Origin of the sequence: Blautia wexlerae DSM 19850, from assembly GCF_025148125.1 — a bacterium.
Taxonomy (GTDB): domain Bacteria; phylum Bacillota; class Clostridia; order Lachnospirales; family Lachnospiraceae; genus Blautia_A; species Blautia_A wexlerae.
In genome coordinates this window covers 734,688-760,198 of record NZ_CP102267.1, presented here as the reverse complement: position 1 = coordinate 760,198, position 25,511 = coordinate 734,688, and the positions used below count along the sequence as shown (strand labels likewise).

At 41.8% G+C, this 25,511-nt stretch carries 21 protein-coding genes and 1 riboswitch; of the genes, 1 reads left to right on the top strand and 20 read right to left on the bottom strand.

The window, feature by feature from the left end; genetic code table 11:
* Window positions 1–214 precede the first annotated feature (214 nt).
* From NQ550_RS03475 to NQ550_RS03455, 5 genes are all read right to left on the bottom strand, one after another.
* Window positions 215–1,315: a phosphotransferase enzyme family protein gene (locus tag NQ550_RS03475; RefSeq protein ID WP_025580180.1), complete on the bottom strand. Its 1,101-nt coding sequence runs from the start codon at window positions 1,313–1,315 to the stop codon at window positions 215–217.
* A gap of 4 nt (window positions 1,316–1,319) precedes the next feature.
* The gene (locus NQ550_RS03470; protein WP_025580182.1) at window positions 1,320–2,246 is read right to left on the bottom strand and encodes a nucleotidyltransferase family protein; all 927 of its coding nucleotides are present in this window, start codon (window positions 2,244–2,246) and stop codon (window positions 1,320–1,322) included.
* A gap of 310 nt (window positions 2,247–2,556) precedes the next feature.
* Window positions 2,557–3,435: a carbohydrate ABC transporter permease gene (locus NQ550_RS03465; protein ID WP_025580675.1), complete on the bottom strand. Its 879-nt coding sequence runs from the start codon at window positions 3,433–3,435 to the stop codon at window positions 2,557–2,559.
* A gap of 13 nt (window positions 3,436–3,448) precedes the next feature.
* The gene (locus NQ550_RS03460) at window positions 3,449–4,354 is read right to left on the bottom strand and encodes a carbohydrate ABC transporter permease (protein ID WP_025580677.1); all 906 of its coding nucleotides are present in this window, start codon (window positions 4,352–4,354) and stop codon (window positions 3,449–3,451) included.
* Between the two features lie 246 nt (window positions 4,355–4,600).
* The gene (locus tag NQ550_RS03455) at window positions 4,601–5,845 is read right to left on the bottom strand and encodes an ABC transporter substrate-binding protein (protein WP_025580678.1); all 1,245 of its coding nucleotides are present in this window, start codon (window positions 5,843–5,845) and stop codon (window positions 4,601–4,603) included.
* A gap of 259 nt (window positions 5,846–6,104) precedes the next feature.
* Here NQ550_RS03455 and NQ550_RS03450 point away from each other — a divergent pair, with 259 nt between their 5' ends.
* Entirely contained in the window at window positions 6,105–7,004 is a 900-nt protein-coding gene (locus NQ550_RS03450; RefSeq protein ID WP_020993456.1) for a helix-turn-helix domain-containing protein, read from the top strand.
* Between the two features lie 40 nt (window positions 7,005–7,044).
* Here the strand turns inward: NQ550_RS03450 and NQ550_RS03445 are convergent, their stop codons facing one another.
* From NQ550_RS03445 to NQ550_RS03375, 15 genes are all read right to left on the bottom strand, one after another.
* Window positions 7,045–8,313, bottom strand: a complete 1,269-nt coding sequence (locus tag NQ550_RS03445) for an ABC transporter substrate-binding protein (RefSeq protein WP_062807319.1) — start codon at window positions 8,311–8,313, stop codon at window positions 7,045–7,047.
* A gap of 193 nt (window positions 8,314–8,506) precedes the next feature.
* Window positions 8,507–9,850 carry a sensor histidine kinase gene (locus NQ550_RS03440; protein WP_025580680.1) on the bottom strand — a complete coding sequence of 448 codons (1,344 nt, stop codon included), beginning with the start codon at window positions 9,848–9,850 and terminating at the stop codon, window positions 8,507–8,509.
* Between the two features lie 32 nt (window positions 9,851–9,882).
* Window positions 9,883–10,551, bottom strand: coding sequence for a winged helix-turn-helix domain-containing protein (locus NQ550_RS03435; protein WP_025580682.1), 669 nt, complete (start codon window positions 10,549–10,551; stop codon window positions 9,883–9,885).
* A gap of 222 nt (window positions 10,552–10,773) precedes the next feature.
* Window positions 10,774–12,543: a Na/Pi cotransporter family protein gene (locus NQ550_RS03430; protein ID WP_008705912.1), complete on the bottom strand. Its 1,770-nt coding sequence runs from the start codon at window positions 12,541–12,543 to the stop codon at window positions 10,774–10,776.
* Between the two features lie 272 nt (window positions 12,544–12,815).
* A complete protein-coding gene (gene greA / locus NQ550_RS03425) occupies window positions 12,816–13,316 on the bottom strand; it encodes a transcription elongation factor GreA (protein WP_008705914.1) in 501 nt (166 codons plus the stop codon).
* 15 nt (window positions 13,317–13,331) lie between these two features.
* Complete coding sequence (locus NQ550_RS03420; RefSeq protein WP_025580684.1) at window positions 13,332–16,094, bottom strand: translation factor GTPase family protein; 2,763 nt, start codon at window positions 16,092–16,094, stop codon at window positions 13,332–13,334.
* A 726-nt stretch (window positions 16,095–16,820) separates the two neighbouring features.
* Window positions 16,821–17,762: an RpnC/YadD family protein gene (locus NQ550_RS03415; protein ID WP_008705918.1), complete on the bottom strand. Its 942-nt coding sequence runs from the start codon at window positions 17,760–17,762 to the stop codon at window positions 16,821–16,823.
* A gap of 401 nt (window positions 17,763–18,163) precedes the next feature.
* Window positions 18,164–18,502, bottom strand: a complete 339-nt coding sequence (locus NQ550_RS03410) for a CGGC domain-containing protein (RefSeq protein WP_062807331.1) — start codon at window positions 18,500–18,502, stop codon at window positions 18,164–18,166.
* A gap of 136 nt (window positions 18,503–18,638) precedes the next feature.
* Window positions 18,639–19,745 carry an RNA-guided endonuclease TnpB family protein gene (locus NQ550_RS03405; protein ID WP_062807727.1) on the bottom strand — a complete coding sequence of 369 codons (1,107 nt, stop codon included), beginning with the start codon at window positions 19,743–19,745 and terminating at the stop codon, window positions 18,639–18,641.
* A gap of 431 nt (window positions 19,746–20,176) precedes the next feature.
* Window positions 20,177–20,932: an ABC transporter ATP-binding protein gene (locus NQ550_RS03400; protein WP_025580362.1), complete on the bottom strand. Its 756-nt coding sequence runs from the start codon at window positions 20,930–20,932 to the stop codon at window positions 20,177–20,179.
* Window positions 20,932–22,017 (bottom strand): FecCD family ABC transporter permease, encoded by a 1,086-nt coding sequence (locus tag NQ550_RS03395; protein WP_025580360.1) that lies wholly within the window; start codon window positions 22,015–22,017, stop codon window positions 20,932–20,934. Before NQ550_RS03395 ends, NQ550_RS03400 begins: the two co-directional genes overlap by 1 nt.
* Window positions 22,018–22,031: 14 nt before the next feature.
* Window positions 22,032–23,132 (bottom strand): ABC transporter substrate-binding protein, encoded by a 1,101-nt coding sequence (locus NQ550_RS03390; RefSeq protein ID WP_025580358.1) that lies wholly within the window; start codon window positions 23,130–23,132, stop codon window positions 22,032–22,034.
* 115 nt (window positions 23,133–23,247) lie between these two features.
* Window positions 23,248–23,516: riboswitch (cobalamin riboswitch) on the bottom strand.
* Between the two features lie 87 nt (window positions 23,517–23,603).
* On the bottom strand, window positions 23,604–24,254 hold the full coding sequence (locus tag NQ550_RS03385) for an ABC-2 transporter permease (protein WP_025580357.1): 651 nt from the start codon (window positions 24,252–24,254) through the stop codon (window positions 23,604–23,606).
* A complete protein-coding gene (locus NQ550_RS03380; protein WP_025580355.1) occupies window positions 24,251–25,096 on the bottom strand; it encodes an ABC transporter ATP-binding protein in 846 nt (281 codons plus the stop codon). The genes NQ550_RS03385 and NQ550_RS03380 overlap by 4 nt, the downstream gene beginning before the upstream one ends.
* A 3-nt stretch (window positions 25,097–25,099) precedes the next feature.
* Entirely contained in the window at window positions 25,100–25,471 is a 372-nt protein-coding gene (locus tag NQ550_RS03375; protein WP_025580353.1) for a GntR family transcriptional regulator, read from the bottom strand.
* Window positions 25,472–25,511 lie beyond the last annotated feature (40 nt).

Below are 25,511 nucleotides of genomic sequence, written 5' to 3'. Positions count from 1 at the left end.
GTCAATCGCCGTAGCCACCGCTACGCCTCATTCCTCCGCCTTGCAGCTGAAGAAATCATCCTGCGTCAATATAGCAGAAACTTAATTTTCGCTGTACTGGCACATCATGTATTGTAGAAAATCCTGCGAAAATATGATTTCTCTCATATCCCCGCAGGATAATTCTATCCGAATCAGTTCATAAACACAAGTCTTTATGGACATGTACATTTTTTTATACCTGTTTATACTTATTTACAATCTCTTTCATCCGGGAAAGTTTTTCTTCCATGTCTTTCACCAGTTTAAACTGTGTTCTGCAGCGATCCAGATTATGTCCCTCTCTGTGAATCTTGAAATAATGATCTCCCTCCAGATAGTCTGTGAGGAAACGCATTCCACATTCAAAGGTCATAAGGATTGCTCCCATGGGAAGCATATCCAGTTCTGTCTCAGTCAGCGCACCGCCACAGCCTTCAATGAAGCCTTTGACATAAACTTCATACAGATGAAGATCACAGGACACCTTCGTCAGATCTTTCTCATCCTCTGCTCCGGTACTTGCGCCAAAACGGATAGAATCGCCGAAATCATTTACGGAAAGTCCCGGCATTACGGTATCAAGGTCAATCACACAGATGGCTTTTCCCGTTGCATTATCAATCATAATGTTATTCAGCTTGGTATCATTATGTGTAACACGCAACGGCAGCTTTCCCTGATCCTGCATATCGCACAGAACATGTGCCAGTTCTGTGCGGTCCAGAACAAACTGAATCTCTTTTTCCACATCTGCTGCTCTGTGACATATATCTTTTTCCACAGCAGTTTTAAACTTATCCAGCCTGTCCACCGTATTATGAAAATTTACGATGGTCTCATGAAGCGTTTCTGCCGGATAGTCTGCAAGCAGCCTCTGGAAATGCCCGAAAGCAACTGCACTCTGGTAAAAATCTTCCTCATCTTTTACCATATCATAGCATGTGGCATTTTCAATGAATAAATATACTCTCCAGTATTCTCCGTCCTCATCTACATAATAAGGAAGTCCATCCTTTGTCATCACAAGATTCAGAGTCTCTCTCTCCACATCTCCACCGTTTTCCTGGATCTTTTTCTTCAGCCAGGCAGTAACACCGCTGACATTCTCCATCAGTTCCACAGGTTTGGTAAAAATACTCCTGTTCATTTTCTGAAGAATATAATGTTTGCCTGTATCATAAGTCAGGCGGTAAGTGTCATTGATATGTCCGCTTCCATAAGGAATACATTCTGTCAGATTATCTTCCAGAACAAATGCACTGGTGATATTCTTTATTTCCCGGTTAATTTCCACTCAATTATTCCTCCCATAATTTCTGTGGATACAGCCCTCCATCTTTTAAATTCTGAATGGCAGCTACTACCACAGGTTTATCTTCTTTGTAGGTTACACCATACCATTTATCCATAGATTTCAGAACTTTTACAGTTGCTCTCTTCTCACCGAGAAGTTCATCTACTACAAATGGCAGGAAATATTCGCATTTCAGCGGGTTTACTTTCAGATTCTCATCCAGGAATTTAGGGAATCTGTCTTTCAGCTCTTTCAGAATGCTTGCTGAAAATCCCCACATATTCATGGATACTGTACTGCCTTCCGGAAGCATGGTCCATGTTTTTCCATCGTCTTCTGTATAAGCTGTGCCGCCGTCATGCTTTTCGATATGGGTACGCTCGTTGATCTTAAGAAGATGTCCTTCTTCGTCTGTCACGCACACACCTCTTGCCACATGGCCATTCTCTGTCAAAGTATTTTCCAGTTTATAGCCGACCATCATATATCTGTAAATATCCGCGGTATCTTCGTTCTCTGTCAGGAAATCATATGCCATCTTAAATGCATGGCTTCCATAATAGTCATCTGCATTGATTACAACGAATGGTCCGTCGATTTCATTGATACAGCTTAATACGGCATGTCCGGTTCCCCATGGTTTCACACGTCCTTCCGGTACTTCATAGCCTTCCGGAATATTGTGAAGATCCTGGAAAACATATGATACTTCCAGCTGATTGCTGAGTCGGTCACCGATGGCGCTTCTGAAGTCTGCTTCATTTTCTTTTTTGATAATAAATACTACTTTTTGGAATCCGGCCTGTACTGCATCATAAATGGAGAAATCCATGATGATGTGTCCCTCTTTATCCACCGGATCGATCTGTTTCAGACCGCCGTAACGGCTTCCCATACCTGCTGCCATAACTACTAATACTGGTTTCTTCATAATTTTTTCCTCTTTTCTTTAAATGTTTTTCGTTACTCTCAGATTACCTGGTAACTTTTTACATTCATCTTATCATACTATGATTTCGAGGTCAAAACGTGTTACATAATACCTTTCACAATCGCAAACGTTACTGTTCACTCCGTTCACAGTAACGTAGCCAAAATTCATTCCAGATTGCCTGCGGCAATGGAATTTTGGCTTGTATGTCTCGGGATTTTGGCATATTCATGCCAAAACACCTCGCGGGATAGTGGTGTGTGAACAGTAACATCGCAAACAATTGTTATTGTCCTGCTGTCCTCTAATATTATCCCTTAATGCCACCGGTAACACCACCGATGATCTTCTCAGACAGGAAAATATACAGAATAAATGTCGGCAGGAATACAATGATCACTGCTGCAAACATTCCGGCCCAGTCCCCTGTATATTTCATGGAGTTGATCATTCCATAAAGTCCGGGTGCAACAGGTTTCAGCTTATCCGAGCTTGCGAAGATCAAGGACAGGAAATACTCGTTCCAGATATTAATAAAGTTAAAGATTGTTACTGTTACGATTCCTGACTGCGCCATGGGAAACATGATTTTCCAGAAAGTACGCATGGGAGGGCATCCGTCGATTGCTGCCGCTTCCTCATAGGTCCTGGAAATATTGCTGAAAAATGTAAGCAGGAAAATGGTCGTATAAGGTACATTAATTCCTACATACAATATGATCAGTACAGTTCTTCCTGCAGCCACATTATTCAGGATTCCCATACCGGAAATAATGCTGAAAAGGGGAAGAACAACCATGATTGCCGGAACACCCATGGCAGATACGAAGCTGGTCTGGATAAATTTGTTTGCAATAAAATCAAATCTGGACAGTACATAAGCTGCAGGTGCACACACCAGAATCAGTATTGTGCAGGAAATTACTGAATAGATCAGAGAGTTTCCGAAGAAGCCTGCAACTCCGGCTCCGTTCCATGCTTTTGCATAATTTTCAAAATGTAATCCGGACTCAAACTTCAGGGCTTTTCCCTGGAAGATTTCTGCTGTTGTTGAAAAACTTGCCCCGAATACCCATCCCAGAAGCGCAATGGTAAAGATTACCCAGAGCAGCAGGATGATGTATCCCGGCAGGAGTTTGACTTCTCTTTTCAGATTAAAGGGTCTGCGTGCCTCTTTTTCTTTTGCCATTTCTCATCCCTCCTTAGAATTCCAGATCATCATCTTTGATCACTCTGTTACAGATTGTAAATACAATGACTACGCAGACACTGAGCAGTACACCGATGGCAGCTCCCAGACCTGCATTTCGTTCTGTAACTGTATTACCGCCGCCAAAAATCTGCATATACATATAAACATAAGGGGTAATTGTCTGTGTGTCTGCAGTTACTGTGGAGAAAAGCTGTGACCATACAAAAAAGCCTACACTGCTTACAGACCACATGGTAATATTTGTCTTAAATACTCCCTTTAACAATGGAAGTGTCATGTAACGGAACTGTGCCGGTTTGGTCGCTCCGTCAATGGTTGCCGCCTCATAATATTCAGGGCTGATACGCTCAATACCGCTGAGCCAGATCAGCATATGGTATCCAACCATTCCAAAACAATATGCAAACAACAGTGCCCAGAATTTGTGGTCATTATCCAGGAACTGGATCTTTGCCAGATTGTCCAGATGCAGTGCTGTAAAAAGATCTTTCAACAAGCCATATCTTGGACTGTATACATACTGCAGCCACATAGTAGCAAGCGCTACCGCACTGACAATATTTGGCATATAAATGATCGCGCGGAAAAATTTCTTTCCTCTGATTCCACTGGTAAGAATAACTGCAAATAAAAGAGACAGGCTCATTACCACCAGACCGCCGATCAGCCAGATACGAAACAGGTTAAAAAATGAAGTCTTAAATAAGCTGGTACTCATCAGCTTTGTATAGTTGCCAAATCCTACAAATTTCCATAAATCCATGGAATCTGTAACTCCGTCGATCTTGAAAAAGCTCATGATCACTGTTCTGATGATCGGATAAAGAAAGATTCCCAGAAACAGCAGAACTGCCGGAGTCAGAAATACAACGATCATCGTTTTATTCTTCTTCAAATAAATACCTCCTTTGTAAGTTATACCATATCTACGGATTGCTACGCTTCGCTCCCGCAATCCTCCAGCCATTCGGAATCCGCTGATTTACTTCGTAAATCGCTACTTCCTCATGTCTGGCGGTTTCCAAGTCTAAAAGTCTTATCGCGCAAGCACGAACGACTTTTTGCCTTTGAAACCCGGATATTCAAAAAGACAGATGGCGGCAGCGTAGATACGATGCCACCATCTCTATAAATTCTTTATTTATTTCGCTGCATCCTGCATAGTGGAAACAAATTCATCTGCTGTAATGGAACCTGCCATTAATTTGATAAAGTTTTCTTTGATAACCGGAGTCATATCTACGTTGGATTCTACACCGCATGCCCATGTGAAACGGTTTGTGCTCTGCTCAATAACAGGTTTTGCACACTCAACCATTGCCGGCCATTCTGTGTTTGTTGTATCAGCCGGGATACCTACAGTTTCATCTGCAAGTTTCTGGTCGTATTCACCTTTTGTAAGGAATGTGATCAGATCAAATGCTTCTTTTGCAAGTTTTGTATCTTTGTTAATACCAAATACCTGTGCACCAAAGTTGTTTGTTTCGATTCCGTTTGCTCCGTCTGTAAGTGCCGGATATGCGAAGCATCCCCAGTGGAAGTCAGGACCTGCCATCTCTTTTACTTCGTTTGGTAACCAGGAGCCATTCAGATACATTGCAGCTGTTCCAAGTGCAAGCTCTGTGTTCTGACCTGCAGGCCATACGTTGGAACCAACCATCTCTGAATAATATCCGTTAGATGCAAGTTCTTCGATATCCTGTGCCATCTGAAGAACTGCAGGATCATCCCATTCACCTTCAGTTACGATCTCTTTTACTTTATCTTCGCCAACCAGTCTTGCAAGATGATATCCGATCACACATGTTGCATAGGCATCATCCATAGTCATTGGTGTGATTCCTGCATCTTTTAATTTCTGGCATACATCTTTGAATTCATCCCATGTCTTCGGTTCTTCTGTGATTCCTGCCTGCTCAAACAGATCTTTGTTATAGAAGAAAGCAAATACGTTTGGCTGATATGGAATTGTTTTTAATGTACCGCCGCCGGCATCACGGCATGCTGCCATCAGACCTGCATTTGCAGTTGCTTCATAGTCATTCTCTTTCGCAAGGTCTTCCAGATCCAGAAGATATTTACCGTACATTCCGTTTACACGGTCGATATCTTCGTCAAAAATATCAATCTGTGTGCCGCCGTCCAGTGCAGGCTGAAGTGCTTCACGGTTTCCGGTACGTCCCTTAAACTGAAGGTCTACCTTAACTCCTGTCTGTTCTGTATAAGCGTCAACTGCTTCCTGAATCACCTGTCCCTGTGGCTCTGTAGCTTCCCACATTGACCAGTAAACTAATGTATCATCTGCTGCCTGAACAGTGAAAGCCGGTGCTGCAAGTGAACCAACCATAACCGCACATAATGTTGCACTAAGCATCTTTTTCTTCATACCCATAACCTTTTTTCCTCCTTGGTCAGTTTTGACATTTTGTCTTCTTTTTCTCTCTTTTCGCTCTTTTGTTGAATTTCAACAATTATTTCTTTTGGTAGTTCTTATTTTATCATTTTTGCACAAATAGTATTTGCACAAACGTCCATTTCTTTTGTACAAAAATTCATTTTTAACTGGTTTTTCATCTGTTTTTGTTGTATACTTGTACACAACAACCATATTGCAGTTTTCGGACAGGCTGAGGGAGGTGGCAGTAATGGCTTTTGAGAGTATGTATCTGGAAGAAGATATTCATATTGACCGGATTTATACAATCCACTATTTTGAATACAAAAGTGATTTTCACTTTGCAGGAGAACGCCATAATTTCTGGGAATTTCAATGTGTAGATAAGGGAAAGGCAGAAATAGAGACAGATAACGGTATCTACCATCTGACAAGCGGACAGCTCATCTTTCACAGACCAAATGAATTTCATAACCTTATTGCCATAGGAAATACCGCACCTAATATTGTGGTAGTTTCTTTTGAATGCGATTCTCCATGTATGAAATTCTTTGAGAAAAAATTGCTGAAACTTTCTGATTCTGAGAGAAATCTCATGGGAATGCTGATTGCCGAGGCACGCCGCTGTATCAAAACCCCTCTGGATGATCCTTATACAGAAAAGATGGAAAAGAAAGAAGATTTTTTGTTTGGTTCTCAGCAACTTATCCGCATTTACCTTGAGCAGATGCTGATCTACATGATCCGGAGAAATTCTTCTCCTCCCATGACTGTACCTGTCAGCCAATTTGTGAATCTGAAAAATAATTCCGCTGTCTATAAGCGTGTCATTGCTTATATGGAAGACCACATCCGGGAAAATATTACACTCTGCGATCTGTGTCATGACAATATGATCGGACGCTCCCAGCTTCAGAAAATATTTCAGGAACAACATCAGTGCGGCGCCATGGATTTCTTTTCCCGGTTAAAGATCGCCTATGCCAGACAACTGATCCGCGAGAACCAGATGAACTTTACACAGATTTCGGAATTTCTGGGATACTCTTCCATCCATTACTTTTCCAGACAGTTTAAAAAAATTTCCGGAATGACACCCACAGAATATATTACATCAATAAAGGCGCTCTCAGAACGAGAGCGCCAGTAATACCAGACCAATATTTTCATAATGTTGAACAGCCTTTTTCTTACTTCATATTGCTGAGATTCTCTATAAATTCATCCGATGTTTCTTCTAATCTTGTAAGCTTCAGAAGTTCGCTTTGTATCTGTTCTTTATAATCCGGATCTGCCTCCAGACCTGCAGCCCACATGTACGGCTTTGACATCTCTTTCATATACGGTACTGCATCTGCCAGCACTTCCGGCCATTGTGTATTGTCCGTATCTGCCGGGATGGAATTAACCGCATCTGTCATTTTCATATCTGTTTCCCCGGTACAGATGGAATATGCAAAATCAAAAGCTTCCTGTTTCATCTGCGAATCCTTCGTGACTCCAAATCCCTGTGCTCCCACCATAACACCTTCTGTGCCGTCTGTTCCGGCCTTTACTGCAGGCCATGGAAAAAATCCCCAGGAATCATCAGATTCTGTAGCTTCTGTCACTTCATTCGGAACCCAGGAGCCTTGCAGCACCATGACTGCCTCGCCATCTCCCACTTCATCCTGACCTTCCGGATGCTGTGCCGGTGCACTCTGACTCATATATCCCGCAAAAAACAAAATTCTGATATCATCTGCCGCCTCTTTTGCCTGCGGAATCTGTGACCAGGTACAGTTACGGATCAGCTGCTGCACTTTCTCCTGTCCAAGATATCTGGCAAGCTGATATCCATACAGAAGATTCACATACTCTTCATCGCAGGTCATGGCACTAAGGCCACTGTCACTGTTTTTAATCTTACGGCATACTCTGATCAGTTTCTCCCAGGTATCCGGGATATCCTGTTCTGTAAGTCCAGCCTCTTCCCATAAATCCTTATTATACCAGACGCCTGTGATATAAGGCTGATACGGCATTGCAAGCAGTTCTCCATTTCCCCAGTTCTTCACCTGCTCCAACAGTACCGGCATAATATGCTTCTCATAATCCACAGTATCTGCCATTCCTTTTAATTCTGCCAGATAATCCCTGTGTTCCTGAGCCATCCTCTGATAATCATCATCAAAAAGGTCAATCTGTTCTCCGGCATCCAGGGCAGGTTCTATCAGAGACCGGATTCCTCTGCCCTTCCACTGAATCTCTACAGAAATACCTGTTGCTTCTTCATAAGCTTCTGCTGCTTCTCTGATCACATCTGCCTGTGGTTCATCTTCTTCCCACATGGACCAGTATACAATACTCTGTTCCGGAATTTCTGTGATTTCATCTGATGCTGATACAGTAACCGCTCCTGTTGCGAACAGCATTGACAAACAGCTCATACCCGCTGCAATGCTTCTCCATTTTTCCATACTGAAAATACCCTCCATTGTACCTGCTTTTACATGGATAACTGTCTGATTTTATTTTCTCCAATAATCACTTGTCTGTCAATCCCCAAAATTTATACATTTCTAACAACCATGTCGGATACTGTCCACTCTCTTTTCAACACTAAACAAAATCATCCTCTTCACTACACCGAATAACTGCTTCACAGGAGCTTTACTTAGTCTGATCAAACAGGATTTCCATCTTCGTTCCCTTACCCGGCTCACTGTCCAGAAGAATCTTCGCATGATGCAAAACTGCGCCATGTTTTACAATAGAAAGCCCCAGGCCTGTACCTCCGGTTTCACGTGAATGGCTCTTGTCCACTCTGTAAAAACGCTCGAAGATTCTCTGCTGTTCGCTTTCCGGAATACCTATTCCGTTATCTTCCACACGAAAATACGGTTTCCCATTGAGTTTTACCACAAAAACCTTTACATCTCCACCATCCGGGGTATAGCGGATAGCATTATCTGTAATATTGTAGAACATTTCATATAATACATGGCGTACTCCCTGCATTTGTGCAGGTCCGCCTGTATATTCCAGATTAATCTTTTTCTTTGCTGCCCTGTTCTGCAGATTGTTGATCACATCTTCCCCAAGCTCTCCGATGTCAACCTGTTCAAACATAGTTTCTCCGTTCTTCTCATCCAGTCTGGAAAGCTGAATGATATCTGCAACCAGATTTGATAAACGCTCGGACTCATGAAAAATCCTGCCGGAAAAATCCTGCATCTTGTCCGGCGGTACCATTCCATTCATCATAAGCTCCGCATATCCGGAGATTGACATAAGAGGAGTTTTCAATTCATGGGAAACATTTGCCGTAAACTCTTTTCTTGCGCTCTCTGCATTCTTAAGATCTTCCAGCTGTTTCTGAATCTGTCTGTTCTGCTGATCCAGCCGAAAAAGCAATGGCCTTAATTCTTCGTAGCATACATGCTCCAGAGGATGTTCCAGATCAATCCGGTTGATAGGCTCTATCAGCTTTCTGGTCTGTTTCTGCACAAGAAAAAGTTCAATTACAAGGATCACGCATACCAGTCCGCCAAGCAGAAGAGAGCTGGTTAACATTGTTACCAGAAGACTGTCTGTAGTTCTGGCTACTCGCAGAACCTGATCATCCTTTAATTTTACAGCATAGTAAAACGTCTGTTTTGATAAGGTGTCTGAATAGCGTACCATCTCACCGGATCCCTGCTTCTCAGCTTCAATAAATTCCGGTCTGTTACTGTGATTTTCCATTTCTTCCGGATTCTCAATACTGTCAAACAACACCTGACCATCTTTTCCCAGAAGAGTGATCCTGCTGCTGGTGGCGTCTCCGACCCTGTCTGAGAGAAAAACGTCTCCGTCTTCTTCCAGACCTGTTTTAATATATGCGGCTTCATCTCTGACACCCTGTTTCATATAAATATCATATCTGTTATACATGACAGTTCCTGCTGCCAGGAATGTAAGTATTACGGATAAAATAATAAGTAAACTGGTGTGACTGAATATTTTATGCTTCATTTTTCCACTCCTGTTTTCGTCGGTTTTATCTGTTATGCGCCGATCCTGTATCCTACACCCCGGACCGTTTCGATCAGATTTCCTGCCTCTCCAAGTTTCTGACGCAGGGTTCTCACATGGACATCCACAGTTCTGGTTTCACCGTCAAAGTCATATCCCCATACATGGCAGAGAATCTGATTTCTTGTCATAACAAGTCCTTTATTCTCCAGCAGATACTGAAGAAGTTCAAATTCTTTTCGGGTAAGATCGACCTTTTCTTCCCGGTAATGCACCTCATGACGTCCTACATTCAGATAAAGCTCGTCGTAATGCAGTTCCTTGTCTTCATTCTGACGGGCACTTCGTCTGAGAACTGCTTTTACTCTGGCAACAAATTCCATCATACCGAAAGGCTTGGTAATGTAATCATCCGCTCCGCCTTCCAGACCTTTTACTTTGTCAAATTCCGCTTCTTTTGCAGTAACCATAATTACCGGCACATCCTTTACAGATGGCATACTTTTCAGCTGTTCCAGAATGGTATAGCCATCATCTCCCGGAAGCATGATATCCAGCAGGATCAGCTCCGGTATCTCTTCTTTCAGCGCTTTCATCAGTTCATTGCCATTGCCAAACCCCCTGGCTTTAAATCCTGTTGTTTCCAGTGTATAAATAAGAAGCTCCCTGATATTCCGCTCATCTTCTACACAATAGATCATTCTGCTTTGCCTCCCCTTTATTTATCACCTGCTTTGTCGTCACAAGTGTATTTCTTTTTTCAGTATACTTATTTTTTTATCCCTGTACAAGTAAATATCCGGCATCTGCTTCATTTCTTTAAAACAAAAATCCGGCCATTTTCTCTGAAATATCTCTCTCAGATACTTCAGAGTGCCCGGATTTCCTGATCATGCGGATAACCATCATCCACCTGTTTATTTTTATGAAAGCTGATATTTGATTCGTGCGTCTTCCAGTTCATGATAAAATGTTTCGTCCGGATGACTCTTGACGATATTCAGATGACTGTGAGTATCATACAGATCTTCATTCACCTGCGTCACACAGACTCCAATATTGGAACAATGGTCTGCCACACGTTCCAGACAGGTTGTAATGTCCGAAAGGATAAATCCCATCTCTATTGTACATTCACCGTTTCTCAGTCTCTGTACATGACGACGTTTTACTTCTTTGGAAAGTTCATCAATCACTTCTTCCAGTGGTTCAATTTTCTCCGCAAGCTTCATATCCTGTTTGTCAAAAACTTCATATGCCGTATTTACGATATCTTCTACTGCCTGTCCCAGCACTTCCAGATCTTTCTTTGCATTTTCGGAAAATTTCAGTCCTTTTTCATAAAGCTCCTGTGCTGATTCCATAATATTTACAGCATGGTCAGAAATACGTTCAAAATCCCCGATACAGTGAAGCATAATGGAAAGGCTGTGACTGTCTGCTTCTGAGATATCTTTGTGGCTCAGCTTCACCAGATAAGTTCCCAGTTCATCTTCATAGCGGTCAACCTTGGATTCCATGTTTTCCACACGTTCTACGCCTTCTTCACTGTATTTATCCACCAGACTCAGTGCTGTAAACAGTGCATTGTGGGATTCTTCTGCCATTTTTCTTGCTGCATTGCGGCTCTGCTCTACTGCAAATGCCGGTTTCTCCAGGAAACGAGGCTCCAGGATCATAAACTCTCTGTCCTCTGCTGAAACAACAACATCCTCTTTTTTGTCCCGGATTGTAAGACAGGCAAGTTTCTCCAGTCCCTTTGCAAAAGGAAGGAGAATGATCGTTGCAGTAACATTAAATACACTATGGATAACAGCAATTCCTGCCGGTGTTGCTGCCTGATGGAAGAAAGAAAATCCAACAACTGCATTTATAAGATAGAATACAGTCATAAAGATAACCGTACCGATCAGGTTGAAATACAGATGTACTGCTGCTGCACGTTTTGCATTCTTCTTGGCTCCGATTGCAGAAAGGATTGCAGTAATACAGGTTCCGATGTTCTGTCCCATAATGATCGGGATTGCTGCACTGAACGGTACTGCACCTGTAAGACACAGGGCCTGCAGAATACCTACGGATGCAGAAGATGACTGGATCACTGCAGTAAGAAGGGCACCTGCTATAACACCTAACAACGGATTTGAGAATTTAAGTAACAGGTTTGTAAATTCCGGCACTTCTGCAAGAGGTTTTACAGCAGAACTCATCATATCCATACCGTACATCAGGATTGCAAAACCTATAAAAATTGTTCCGATATCTTTTTTCTTTGAATCATTGATAAACAGAATGAAGATCACACCAATGATCGCAAGCACAGGGGAAAATGATGTTGGTTTAAACATCTGAATAATAAAATTATCACTCTGTATTCCTGTCAGGCTTAAGATCCAGGAGGTGATCGTAGTACCGATATTGGCACCCATGATCACTCCTACTGCCTGTGATAATTTCATGATCCCTGAATTTACAAAACCTACTACCATAACAGTCGTAGCTGAAGATGACTGGATCACTGCTGTTACTCCTGCTCCCAAAAGCACTGCTTTTATCGGATTTGAAGTAAGATTTTCAAGAATCTTCTCCAGCTTTCCGCCGGAAACCTTCGCAAGGCCATCTCCCATTGCATTCATACCATACAAAAATAATGCAAGGCCTCCGATCAATGTTAATATACTGAATAAATCCATGATTATTCTCCTTTTCCCTTTTCATAAGTATATGGTTATTTAACTTGTTTCCCATCATAACCATGCTTTGTAAAATCATCCCCATGAGAATGTTAAATCCATGTAAAATTTCCAGTCATCATATTCATTCTGTGTAAGGTTCCCATAAATCCATCCGTATTTTTGATATAAAAATAAAAAGAACCATTGCAGGAGATATGACACTAACCGGTGTTCATCTCTTACAATAGTTCTTTTATCAATCCGGATCCTATATTTCGACAGTATTATTATCAGAATCCGCGGATTTCTTCATCCTCGGAACCAGTCTTATCAATAGAACGGATTTCCAGGAAATAACTGTAGTTATCATTTACCTTTACTTCCACTCTGTCTCCAACCTTGTGACCTTTCAGAGCCATACCAATGGGAGATTCAATGCTGATGCGGTTTTCCATGGAGTTTCCTCTTATGGAAGTAACCAGTTTGTATTTCTCAATCTCATCGTCTTCCTCGAAATATACCTCTACAATATCATCCATTCCAACTTCATCGTCTTTGGAATCATCAGAAACAATGGTTGCTGTTTTCAGCATATTCTCAAGGTAGCGGATACGGCTTTCATTCTGATTCTTATGCTTCTTGGCCGCATAATACTCAAAATTCTCACTCAGGTCTCCCTGGGCTCTTGCTTCTTTTACAGCTTCGATTGCCTCTTTTCGTACAACCAGCTTGCGATGGTCAATCTCCTGCTGGATTTTCTCAACATCCTTCTGTGTAAGCTTTTCTTTCATGACTGCATCTCCCTTTTACTGTTTTCCAAGTCGTTTCTCTTTCATATATTGTGCCATTTCATCAGAAATATTGTCGATCAGATAATTTTTACTGCTCTGACGTTTCTCATGCCATTGCTGGCGGATCTGATTTTCTGTAGCTTTTATTTCGTCCCGAAGACCTCTGGCAGACATACGGTGGGCACCCTGTCCCATGATGATGATCTGCTCCAGTCCATCGGATGTTGCTACCGTTACCTGATTTTCCCGGCCAATCTTATGAACCGTTTTCTCAATGTACTGATCCGCTGTCTCAGCTTCTTTGGTGTAAACTACATGAATGTTATGATAGGTGATCACTTCCTCTGCATGGCCCTCTATCTTGTAAGCATCAAATACAAGAATTAACGTACATTTCTTAAAGCCCTGATAGTTGCTCAGAATATCCATCAGTTTTGTCTGAGCTGCATGGAGGTTTGCATCTGCCAGCTCTTTTAAATCTTCCCAGGCATAGATGATGTTATAGCCATCTACAAGGAGATATTCTTTTTCTTTCTTCTTAGCAGAAAAACTGTTGCGGTAATAGCTGCCGCTGTCAGATTTTGCAGAAAATGTTCTCTTAAACTGTGGTTCTTTGTAACGCTTGACCGGTCCGAATGTGCGCTCGAAAATGGCTTTCAGCTCTTCTTCATCCTCATAGCTTCCTACGCCGGCATTCCTGGGTGGACGATAACCTGAATCTGTCTGATTGTTACTGTTCCTGTTTCCTGCTATACTTTCTTCACTATCCGGTATGGCATTCCCCAGTTCAGACTCGTCAATCCCTTCTAAGTGCATATAATCCTCTACTTCATACCATGGCACCACAAATCCAGCTCCATGAGCACAGAATACAGAACCCGTGGGATTGTCCAGGTCACGTTCGGAATCATATCCAATCTCCTCTACAATTTCATCCTGATTCTGACATGGGGCATAGCCCTTCAATGAACAGAATAATCTGCCCCGTCCCTTTGTATAGGAGGTTACCTGTGTCTGATAATCTCGCATCATTGATACAGGTGCACTCCCCTTCAATATCATCATATCATCCTCATCCGCTTCCGGCTGCTGGAAGGTTCCATTCATTTTCTGAATGTCAGTCATAGCACGCCCTATCATATCCCCCGGAATCTCAAGTCTGAACTCATAATATGGCTCAAGCAGGACACTCTTTGCTTTCTTTAATCCCTGACGCACAGCCCTGTACGTCGCCTGCCGGAAATCGCCGCCCTCTGTATGTTTCAGATGAGCTCGCCCTGTGATCAGTGTAATCTGCATATCCGTAATCGGAGAACCGGTCAGTACTCCCGGGTGCTCCCGTTCTTCCAGATGAGTCAGAATCAGACGCTGCCAGTTACGGTCCAGCACATCCTCACTGCATGCAGTAAAAAACTGCAGACCGCTTCCCGGTTCTCCGGGTTCCAGAAGCAAGTGTACTTCTGCATAATGACGCAGCGGTTCAAAATGGCCTACACCTTCTACCGGCTCTGCGATTGTTTCTTTATATACGATATTTCCTGTGCCAAACTCTACTGCTACATGGAAACGCTCCCAGATCAGATGCTTTAATATCTCGATCTGAACCTCACCCATCAGCATGGCATGGATTTCTCCAAGCTGTTCGTTCCATACAATGTGAAGTTCCGGTTCCTCCTCTTCCAACTCTTTGAGTTTCTTAAGCATCTGGTGAACATCACAGTCCTCAGGAAGCAGAATTCTGTAATTTAATACAGGTTCCAGAACCGGCATCTCAGATTCCCGTTCAATCCCAAATCCCTGTCCCGGATGTGTCTGGGAAAGGCCGGTCACTGCACAGATAGTTCCTGCAGGAGCTTCCTTTGCAAGCTCAAATTTCGCACCGGAATAGATACGGATCTGATCCGCTTTCTCTGTATCTGTGAGAAGTTCCTTCACCTTCAATGTTCCACCTGTGATTTTCATATAGCTTAAACGATTGCCCTGATCGTCTCTGGCAATCTTGAATACTTTTGCCCCGAACTCAGATGGATATGTCGGTGTCTCGCAGTATTTTTCCAAACCATGGAGAAATTCTTCTACACCTGTCATTTTTAGCGCAGAGCCAAAGAAACATGGGAAAAGTTTTCGCTCTTTGATTACTTTTCGGATATCTGATGTTGATATTTCCTCTGTTTCCAGATATTTTTCAAGCAGTTCTTCATCGCAGACGGAAATATCTTCCAGAAACCGAGACTGCAGATCTGATATTTCATCTTCTGCTTTCTCTGCTGTTTCGTCAGTACTATTTTCTATTCCACTTGTGTTTTCCCAGGTGAAATCAGCGCAATTATCACTTAATCGCTTCTTTAATTCTGCCAGAAGTTTCTCTTTATCAGTTCCGTCCTGATCCATTTTATTGATAAACAGGAACGTCGGAATCTGGTATCTTGCCAGAAGTCTCCATAAGGTCATAGTATGCCCCTGCACACCATCCGCTCCATTTATCACAAGAATCGCATAATCCAGAACCTGCAGTGTCCTCTCCATTTCCGCCGAGAAATCCACATGCCCCGGCGTATCTAGCAGAGTTATCCCCCTGTTTCCCAATTCAAACTCCGCCTGCTTGGAAAAAATCGTAATTCCACGCTCCCGCTCCAGGTTATAGGTGTCAAGATACGCATCCTTATGATCCACACGCCCCAGCTTACGGATTTTTCCCGTTAAATATAAAATCCCCTCCGACAACGTAGTCTTACCTGCATCTACGTGGGCAAGGATACCAATGACAAGTTTCTCCATAGTATATTTAAAAGCTCCTTTTTCTTTATAAATTGATGTATACGTATTGGCTTAAATAAAATTAATCATTTGTATCAATTAAATAACTATTTTAACATAAGAATCTATATAATTCCAATATGGTTCTACTTTAATGGGATTTCTTTAACCGTTTCCATAAGTGCATCAATCTTTACATTCCAATATGGTTCTACTTTAATCCATAGCTGTCAGTTCCGCATATTTTTTATGCTTATTTACTCATTTTTGTCGACTTCACTATATCTGTTCTATTTTCCCATTCATTTTATCATGTTTTTCATCAAAAAACCACTCATTCCCTTTGTTTACATACCATTGTCGACCTCTTCGCATTTTTATTTTATCGAACATCGACAGAATTTTTCATTATTAATCTACATCATCTGCAAATTCAATTCTATAATATCCCATTTCATCATATCGACATTGCATATGCAATAGTTTTTATTATTAAGTATAATTTTATAATACTTGGTTTATATTTGTTTTTTTATTTCTTGCACTTGTTTACTGATTTGTTATATACTTTAATTGTATCTGTTGTTCCACATTGGAATGTAAAAAGTATTATAAATTTTCACAGAATTAATAGTTGTTCCACATTGGAATTTCTCATTGCCAAAGTTAAACAGGTATCTATATCTTTAACTGGCATCATTGGAGTAACAGAAAAGAGCGCGCATGGCAAATGCACGCTCTTTTCTGTTACTCCACCTTTATATCCATTTTTTCATTCACCCATCCTCTGATAGTTTCTTCACTCTCGCAAAGAATCCTGGCTACCTTTTCAATTGAATCTCCCTCTTTAAAAAGGGAATTTGCAATTTTACGTTTTTCCTCTTCTCGCCCAATCTTTATCCCATCATTTTTTCCAGCTTCATACTCAGCTTTCCGAAGTTTCCTTTTTTCCTCTTCCTCATTGTATTCAAATATACTCATAGCAACTACCTCCGCTCGATTCTTTTGCAGAAATTCTTTGAGAATTCCCTCCTGAATGCTTTCGCTCACTGCACGTTCTACTGCCGTATTCAGTTCCATTTCATTAGAATATCTGCGTACTTTATCAACATACTGAGCATATTCTCTTAGCGTCCGGCATTCTTCCATTAGTTTTTTATTATGCCCTACATTGATATTTAATGTGATGACCTTTAGTTCAAGATTTGGTTCTCCTGACATATTTTCATACGATTCTGACAGATAATCTACCCACCTATCTTCTTTTTTCTCTGTTCCATTATAAAATACGATAAAATTCGGTGTGGGTATTCTCAGTCTTGTTGAGGTATACAAGGACTTCCAATCCACCATTTTCTGATATTCGCTGGAAATGTAGAATAAGTCTCTCAAAGGCATGTTCGGGTTATACGTAGACTGATGTTCATACAGAAACAGATTCGTATTTATAATAAACGCCAGATCATTCTTCATTCCCATATAGATTGCGTTCTCAAGTGTCACAATCTCTAATTGAGCAGCATCTGTATAAGAAGTTTCATTGATTGCATTATACAGCGACAACAGATTCTTTCTGTCTGAAAACAGCATACGGAAGACTGTATCTTTGTACTTACGGTTTGCAGTTGCTGTGTTGCCTTTCAATCGGTTTCTTTTCACAATAATTTTTTTGTTCTTTCTTTTTGCCATTGGCAATACCTCCTGTTTTCCGCAGGAGTCAAAGAACATTTTGTGCTATTCTTATCACTTCTCAGCTCCTGCTTTTCATAATTAACTGGAATTAAAAGCATGGATTTCTGAATTGAGATTAGAATAATCAGACGGCAAAAATGCCTTGAAATATAAGAGAAATATGCTTTATACTTATGTTAGCATTACTTACTCTTATTTTCAAGGCATTTTATATTCTTTTTATTTTATAAATTGTATGGAAGTTACTGTTCACACGCCACTGTCCCGCGAGGTGTTTTGGCATGAATATGCCAAAATCCCGAGACATACAAGCCAAAATTCCATTGCCGCAGGCAATCTGGAATGAATTTTGGCTACGTTACTGTGAACGGAGTGAACAGTAACGTATGGAAACTTTTTTATTCCTTATGTGACCCTCTGACTACTTTGATTCCACGTTCTTCTATCATATTGCAGATCTGTGTCATCCTTGGACATTCATGCTTTCCATCCGGGAGACGACAGACACCTACGTGGATGGTACTGATTTTTTCACTGACCAGTCTGTCTATCTTTTCCAGGATTCCTTTGTCTTCTATGGGTTCTATCGGGTTGACGCCTTTGCATTCGTTACAGGTCATCATTGCTGCCAGACAGGTATCTTCCGGATAATCCTGAAAGAAATCGGTTCTGTTCTGAAATGCTGCCAGGCATCCAACTCTGGCGCATACATTATTAGAATGAATACACGGTGACATGCTCTCGCCACTTAAATCTTACAGATTTTGAAGTGGGAGCTTCCTGCTCAATTGCCCTTCAGGGCAAAGCTAAAACAGGCTATCCCCGCGTGTCCCGCGGTTCTTTTTTATCCGGTTACGGATCTTTTCTGTGCTATTATGCACATTTTTTATATATTCTTTTTCCTTCTTTCAGAATATTGACCGCCGCATTCACATCCCGGTCCATCCGGTTTCCACATTCGCATAGGTATATCCGTTCTGATAATGCCAGCTCTTTCTTCTTATGTCCGCATACGCTGCATATCTTACTGGATGCAAAATATCTGTCTACTTTTATCAGATATTTTCCACGTTCTTCCAGCTTATATCCAAGCATGGAAAGGAACTGACCGTATCCGTTATCCTGTATCCCTTTTCCGAAATGCAGGCCTCCGGCTATCCCCTTCAGGTTCAGATCCTCCACACATACTGCGTCATAGTCTTCTGCAAGGCTGTGGCTGAGCTTATGCTGGAAATCCTTCCTCTGGTTCTTTATCTTTTCATGATATAAAGCAACCTTTTTCTTCTGTTTCTGATAGTTACGGCTGCCCTTTTCACATCTGGAAAGCTTTCTCTGTTCCCGGGCAAGTTTTTTCTCTGCATTCCGGTAGAACATGGGATATCCGGCTCTTTCACCGGTAGAAAATACACACATCCCATGCATGGCAAAATCCATCCCCAGGAATTTTTCCGCCTGTCTTTTCTCCGCTGTTTGGTTTTCACAGTCGAACAGCAGGCTGGCAAAATATTTCCCGGATGGTTCCCTGCTCACAGTCACTGATTTCAGCTTCCATCCCTCCGGGATCATACGGTGGAGTTTTATTTTTACCGGCTGCATCTTTGGCAGTTTCAGGAACCTGTCCTGCAGACAGATATTCCCATTTACCATATTCGTTGTATAGGATTTCCGCGAATGTTTTTTTGATTTATAATGCGGAAATCCCACTCCCGGTTCCCGGAAAAATTTCCGGAAAGCCCCTTCCAGATTTAACTGTACATTCGCCAGCGCAAGAGAATCTACCTCTTTCAGCCATGGATATTCTTTTTTATATCCGGCCGGCGTATTTTTCAGCATCTTTTTTTCTTCCTGATAATGACGGATCTTATCCGCAAGCATCCGGTTATAGAGAAAACGACTGCAGCCGATCGTCTTCTCTATCTGGGTTATCTGTTCTTTATTTGGATAGATCCTTATTTTTACTGCCCGGTTTATCTTTCTCACCCTGACTCTCTATATACTGATGGATTGTTTCAACAGGTGCTATATTTCAAAGATTTCTTTTGTTCTCTCTGACATCTTATCGTCCAGCATCTTTCTGCCATATTTCATAACCAGAATCAAACAAAAACACTGAATGAGAATTATTATCTAAACTCATTATGTACACTCACTTATTGCTTATTTCGACCGTCTAAATTTCAAGAGCATATTGTTCTTTTTCATTATAATATATTTATTGTATCAGAACAAGTGTTTTTGCAATTTTTTATAAATTTGAGCAGACATGCTCGAATGTGCAATTCATCCCATCACCTATAGGTGAGGGAATTCTTGCTACGGTTGTTAAAATTCCTATCTTATTCATCTTTTTCCTCCATATACAACAGGCCAGAGTCAAAATTTTTTCTGACTCTGGCCTGTCAATTCTCATATTATAAAAATAAAATATGCATCTTCCCGCGGCTGTCATTTACCACTTCCGAATCTACCTGGTAAATCCTTTTGATCAGCCCCGGAGTGAGTACTTCCTGTGGAGTTCCATATCCTTCCAGCACACCATCTTTCAATACATAAATCTTATCGCAGTATGCCGCCGCAATATTCAGGTCATGGATAGCTGATATTACAGTTACGTTAAGTTTCTTTACCAGTTCCATCAGCATGATCTGATGTGTGATATCCAGATGGTTAGTCGGCTCATCAAGGATCAGTGCAGGTGTCTGCTGTGCAAGTGCTCTTGCCAGAATAACCCTCTGCTGCTCTCCACCTGACAGCGTAGAAAATGTGCGATCCGCAAATGCATCCATCTGTACCGTTTTCAGTGCTTCTTCAACAATCCGGTAATCTTTTGCATTATCCCGTTCCAATGCTTTCTTATGAGGTGCACGTCCCATCAACACGACTTCCCGTACGGTAAAATCAAAGTTGTAGTAATTGTGCTGTGCCACAACTGCCATTTTTCTGGCGGAGCTTTTTACGCTCATGGAATGGAGTTCTTCGCCGTCCAGATAAACGGCACCTGCATCTGGCTTCAGGATACGGTAGATGCATTTTAATAATGTAGATTTTCCGCTTCCGTTTGGTCCGATGATCCCTACCAGTTCCTTATCCTTTGACTCTATGGAAATTCCCTTCAGTATCTGTCTGGCGTGAAATCCAACCTGAATATCTTCTGTAGTGATTTTCATTACTTACTACCTCCAAATCCATAGGATTTCCGCACAAGCAGATAAATAAAGCATGGAGCACCGATAATGGATACCAGCACACCGATCGGCATCTCAGAATTCTTCAGGATCACACGACATGCCACATCACACCAGATCAGAAAAGACGCGCCAAAAAGTGCACTCAGTGGAAGTAATCTTCTGTGGTCAGTTCCAAACAGAATCCTGACTACATGAGGAATCACAAGTCCTACAAATCCGATCACGCCAGCACAATATACGGCAAATCCAATCATTACAGAAGCAACAATCAGGTAAAATGTTCTCAATCTGTGTAAATCTGTTCCAAGTGTGATAGAAACTTCATCTCCCAAAAGCATCAGATTCAGGTTTCGATACTGCGTCCAGAAGATGACCACACATATCAGAGTAACCGGAAGCATCACACCTACTCTGGCCCAGCTTGCCCCTGCAAGACTTCCCATGCTCCATTTCATAACTTCCGTAGCTGCATTTTTGTCATTCGTAATGTAAATAACAAAATTTGAAAAAGCAGAGCACACCGCACTGACCGCCATTCCGGCAAGGATCAGCTTAGCTGATGTTGCCTTTCCTCCCATATTTGCAATAGCAATAACTGCAAAGGAGGTGATCATCGCGCCAATAAAAGCAGTAACTCCGACAGAATTCCCGCCAAGAAAGCTTCCGATTCCGAGCATGATTGCCAGCGTTGCACCAAGAGACGCGCCGGATGAAATACCAAGTACATACGGATCTGCCAGCGGGTTCTGCACGATTGCCTGCATTACTACGCCACATACAGAAAGAGCCATTCCAACTGCCAGAGCCAGCAGGACTCTGGGCAGTCGGATCAGCCATACAACATCGTGAATTGCACCTTCTGCATAGGCGGACAGACTTTTTATATGAAATAATTTATAAACAATGACACTGTACACATCCTTCAGTGACAGGTCAGCATTACCAAAAGTAATCGCCGCAAGTATGGAAAAAATAAGAAATCCTGCAAGTCCGATGAGGACTGCCACATACATGGATGTTCTGAGCACATTGCCTTTTTTTGTCTGTGAAACCTGTTCTTTCACTGTTATGTCCTCAATCAGTCAAGATTCACATCCGGATATAATCCTTTTGCGAAAGTTTCAATACCATCCTGTGTACGTGTTGCACTTGCGTACATTTCACTGAGCATGATCGGATAAACACGACCGTTCTTTACAGCGTCAAGGCTCTGAAGTGCTTCGTCATCCTTGATAACGGCAAGCTGGCTTTCTTTTACAGTTTCCGGATCATCACCTGCATATGGCATGTATACAACAAAAATCACATCAGGGTTTGCTGCAATGATATCTTCTTTTCCTGCTGTAGAAGCATCCGGGTTTGCCAGAGTCGCACCCAGTTGTGTTACCATATCTCCACCAAGGCTCTTTGCACCATAGTTTGTGATATCTTCTCCAAGAGGTTCCAGAACCATTACGCTTGGTTTCTCTTCTACATCTGCTGTTGCTGTAAGAGTTTTATCGATCACTGCCTTTGCATCATCTACGATTGCCTGTGCTTTGTCCTGTACATCAAAAATCTTTCCAAGATTTAAGATGTCTGTAAATTCATTTTCCAGAGTTCTGTCTCCGTCAGGGCGTGTGTTTGTGTTGTAATAAGTGTTGCAGCCTTTGTCGATCCAGTCTGTTACATTTCCGAGATTTTTATCAGAAAACAGGGAGCTCCAGGATAAGATCATGTCTGGCTCCAACATCGTTACAGTCTCAAGGGATGGGGTAAATTCATCAAGATAATTTGTTTTTGAAAATGCATCTTTAAGTTCATCCGGAACTTCATTGTCAAGACCTGCAGTAGCTACCAGACGGTCTTCCAGGCCAAGTGCAAGCATGGTTTCAATGCTTCCCTGATATACAGCAAGAACTTTCTCCGGTGCCTTTTCATAGGTTGTTTCGATTTCATTTCCATCATAATCATAGGTTGTGATGGTCAGAGGATATTCTGTCTTTGTACCTTCTGCGTCTGCTGTCTTATCTGCATCTGCTGAATCCTGTGCGTCTGCATCTGCTGCCGGCTGATTGTCCTCTTTGATTGTCTCAGAGTCTGCTCTCTCTGCTGCAAAAGCTGCCGGAGCTGCGGAAACTGCCATAGCTGCTGCCATCATAATTGCCATGATTCTTGTGGATAAATACCTGTTTTTCATTTGACTTCCTCTCTTTTCGTATATGTTATTTACCTGTTCGTGTAACCGAAAAGATGGGACTTCAGAAAAAGTAAAATAGAAGTGATAAGAATAACGGATACTTTTTACGGAAGCTCCTTCTTTACGCTGTCAGGCAGGTTTCCTGACTCACAGATCACAGAAAATTTCCACAAAATAAAAACTGATACAACATCCATGCTTCAGCAGTTCATGAATGTTGTATCAGAAATATTTCCAGATACTCTCTGACAGCCGGATTCCGCCTTCTCACATATTTATGCAATGACATATTACAATCCCGCTTTTTTTCTGTATACAGTGGCCGCAACCGTTCAGGCATTTCACCTGATTCCCTCTCACATTACCATACACAAAATCTGCATATGATAATGTTCACTTAACAGCTTATTCAATTACGCTGATACAATTTTAGCACACTGCTTTTATAATTACAACCATATTCGAGACACATCAGAATTCTTTCTTCTCCATAAGCCGGACACCAATCCAAAAAGACCCCATATATACAATTACTGTAAATAATACAACTCCGGCCAATACCATTCCCCAGTTCAGTCCATTCAGCCATGCATCGACTGCGTCTGCTGAAAGTCCCATTGTTTTTATCAGAATATAAACTACGGCAAATATAATAGCCCACATGACCATTGCAATATAACGTCCTTTTTCCGCTCCAAAATGTATTACAAGCGGGAGCGATACCGCCAGCATAAGAAGTGCCAGTGGAATGTATATCAGGCTGCCAATGATAGTCTCACTCAGACACCCCTGAAGTTCTGCCACACCTTTGCAGATTACTCCCGTTATCGTTGCAATTCCCCACGCTACAGCCGTAAGCCCTGCTCCCAGCAGATATTTTTCCGCCACATACTGTTTTCTGGTAACCGGCAAGGTCATAAGAAACGCAAGACCATTATCAAACTCATCATAACTTATAGTCGTAATGGCAAAAATTGCTGTGACAATCGTAAAATATCCTGTAGCAAAACTGACGCTCCCGCTTCCTGCCAGATTCAGGATGACTTCCATTACAACAACCAGGATAAAAAACTGTTTCTGCTGTTTCATCAGTTCTATATCCTTTACAAATAATCCCTTCATACCTGTTCCTCCATCATCATTACCAGATCATCAATCTTTCCATTCTCAATTACAACATCCGGGTAATTTTCCATATAAAATTGTTTCTGGTTTGTCAGACACCTGTATCCATAAGCTTCTTTCCGGATCTTAATAAGGTATTGCTGATCCAGTTTTTCGTACTCTTCTTCTGCAACTTTAAGAACTGCATAATCTGACAGCAGTACATCTGTATCCTCATGAAGGATAATTTTTCCGGCATGGATCATATAAAAATCGTCACAAAGACTCTCCAGATCTGATGAAATATGTGAACTGATCAGAATAGAACTGCTTTCATTTTCTTCCATATATTCTCTCAGCATGTTCAGCACTTCATCCCTGGCTATCACATCCAGACCAACTGTGGGCTCATCCAGAATCAGCAGTTCTGCCTTATGGCTTAATGCTGCCAGTACTTTAAACTTTGCTTTCATACCAGTGGAAAATTCTTTGATTTTCTTGTCTGTGGGCAGATTGAATCTTCTGCACTGCTGCAGGAATTTCTCTCTGTCAAAATCCGGATATATGCTTTTCATAATATTGGCCACGCCCGCTGCTGTCAGATACATACTGAAGCCTGAATCTGCAAAAACAACTCCCAGTTTCTGTTTATCCTCCGGCCTAAGCTCTTCTGCCTTTTTCCCAAAGACCTCTATCTCTCCGCCATCCGGATGAATCAAGCCGAGCAGAGCTTTAAATGTGGTGGATTTCCCGGAACCATTTCTTCCAATAAGTCCTGTAATCATCCCAGGCTGTACTTCCATAGAACAGTCCAGCGAAAAACCTCTGTAATGTTTCTGCAAATGACTGATTTTCAACATGTCTTAGTCCTCCATGATCATTTCAAAAAGATTTCTGATTTCCTCATCGTTCAGTCCACATCTTCTTCCCTTCATGACCGCCTGCTCCAGATCATGTTCCACTTCTTTGAGCTGTTCTTCCCTCATCAGGTTTTTATTTGTGGCTGCAACGTAGGTTCCTTTTCCATGAACAGTGACGGTAAATCCCTCTTCTTCCAGATTGTCGTAGGCTTTCTTCACAGTCAGGGCACTGATCTTCAGTTCCTTTGACAAACTGCGTACTGAAGGTAATACAGTGTCCGGCTGTAACTCTCCTCTGATAATCGCAGACTTAATCTGGTCTATGATCTGTTCATAAATAGGTACCATGGATGAATTATTGATTATTATATGCATATGTTTCTCCTCCATCTGCAAACAGTATATAACAGTGCAT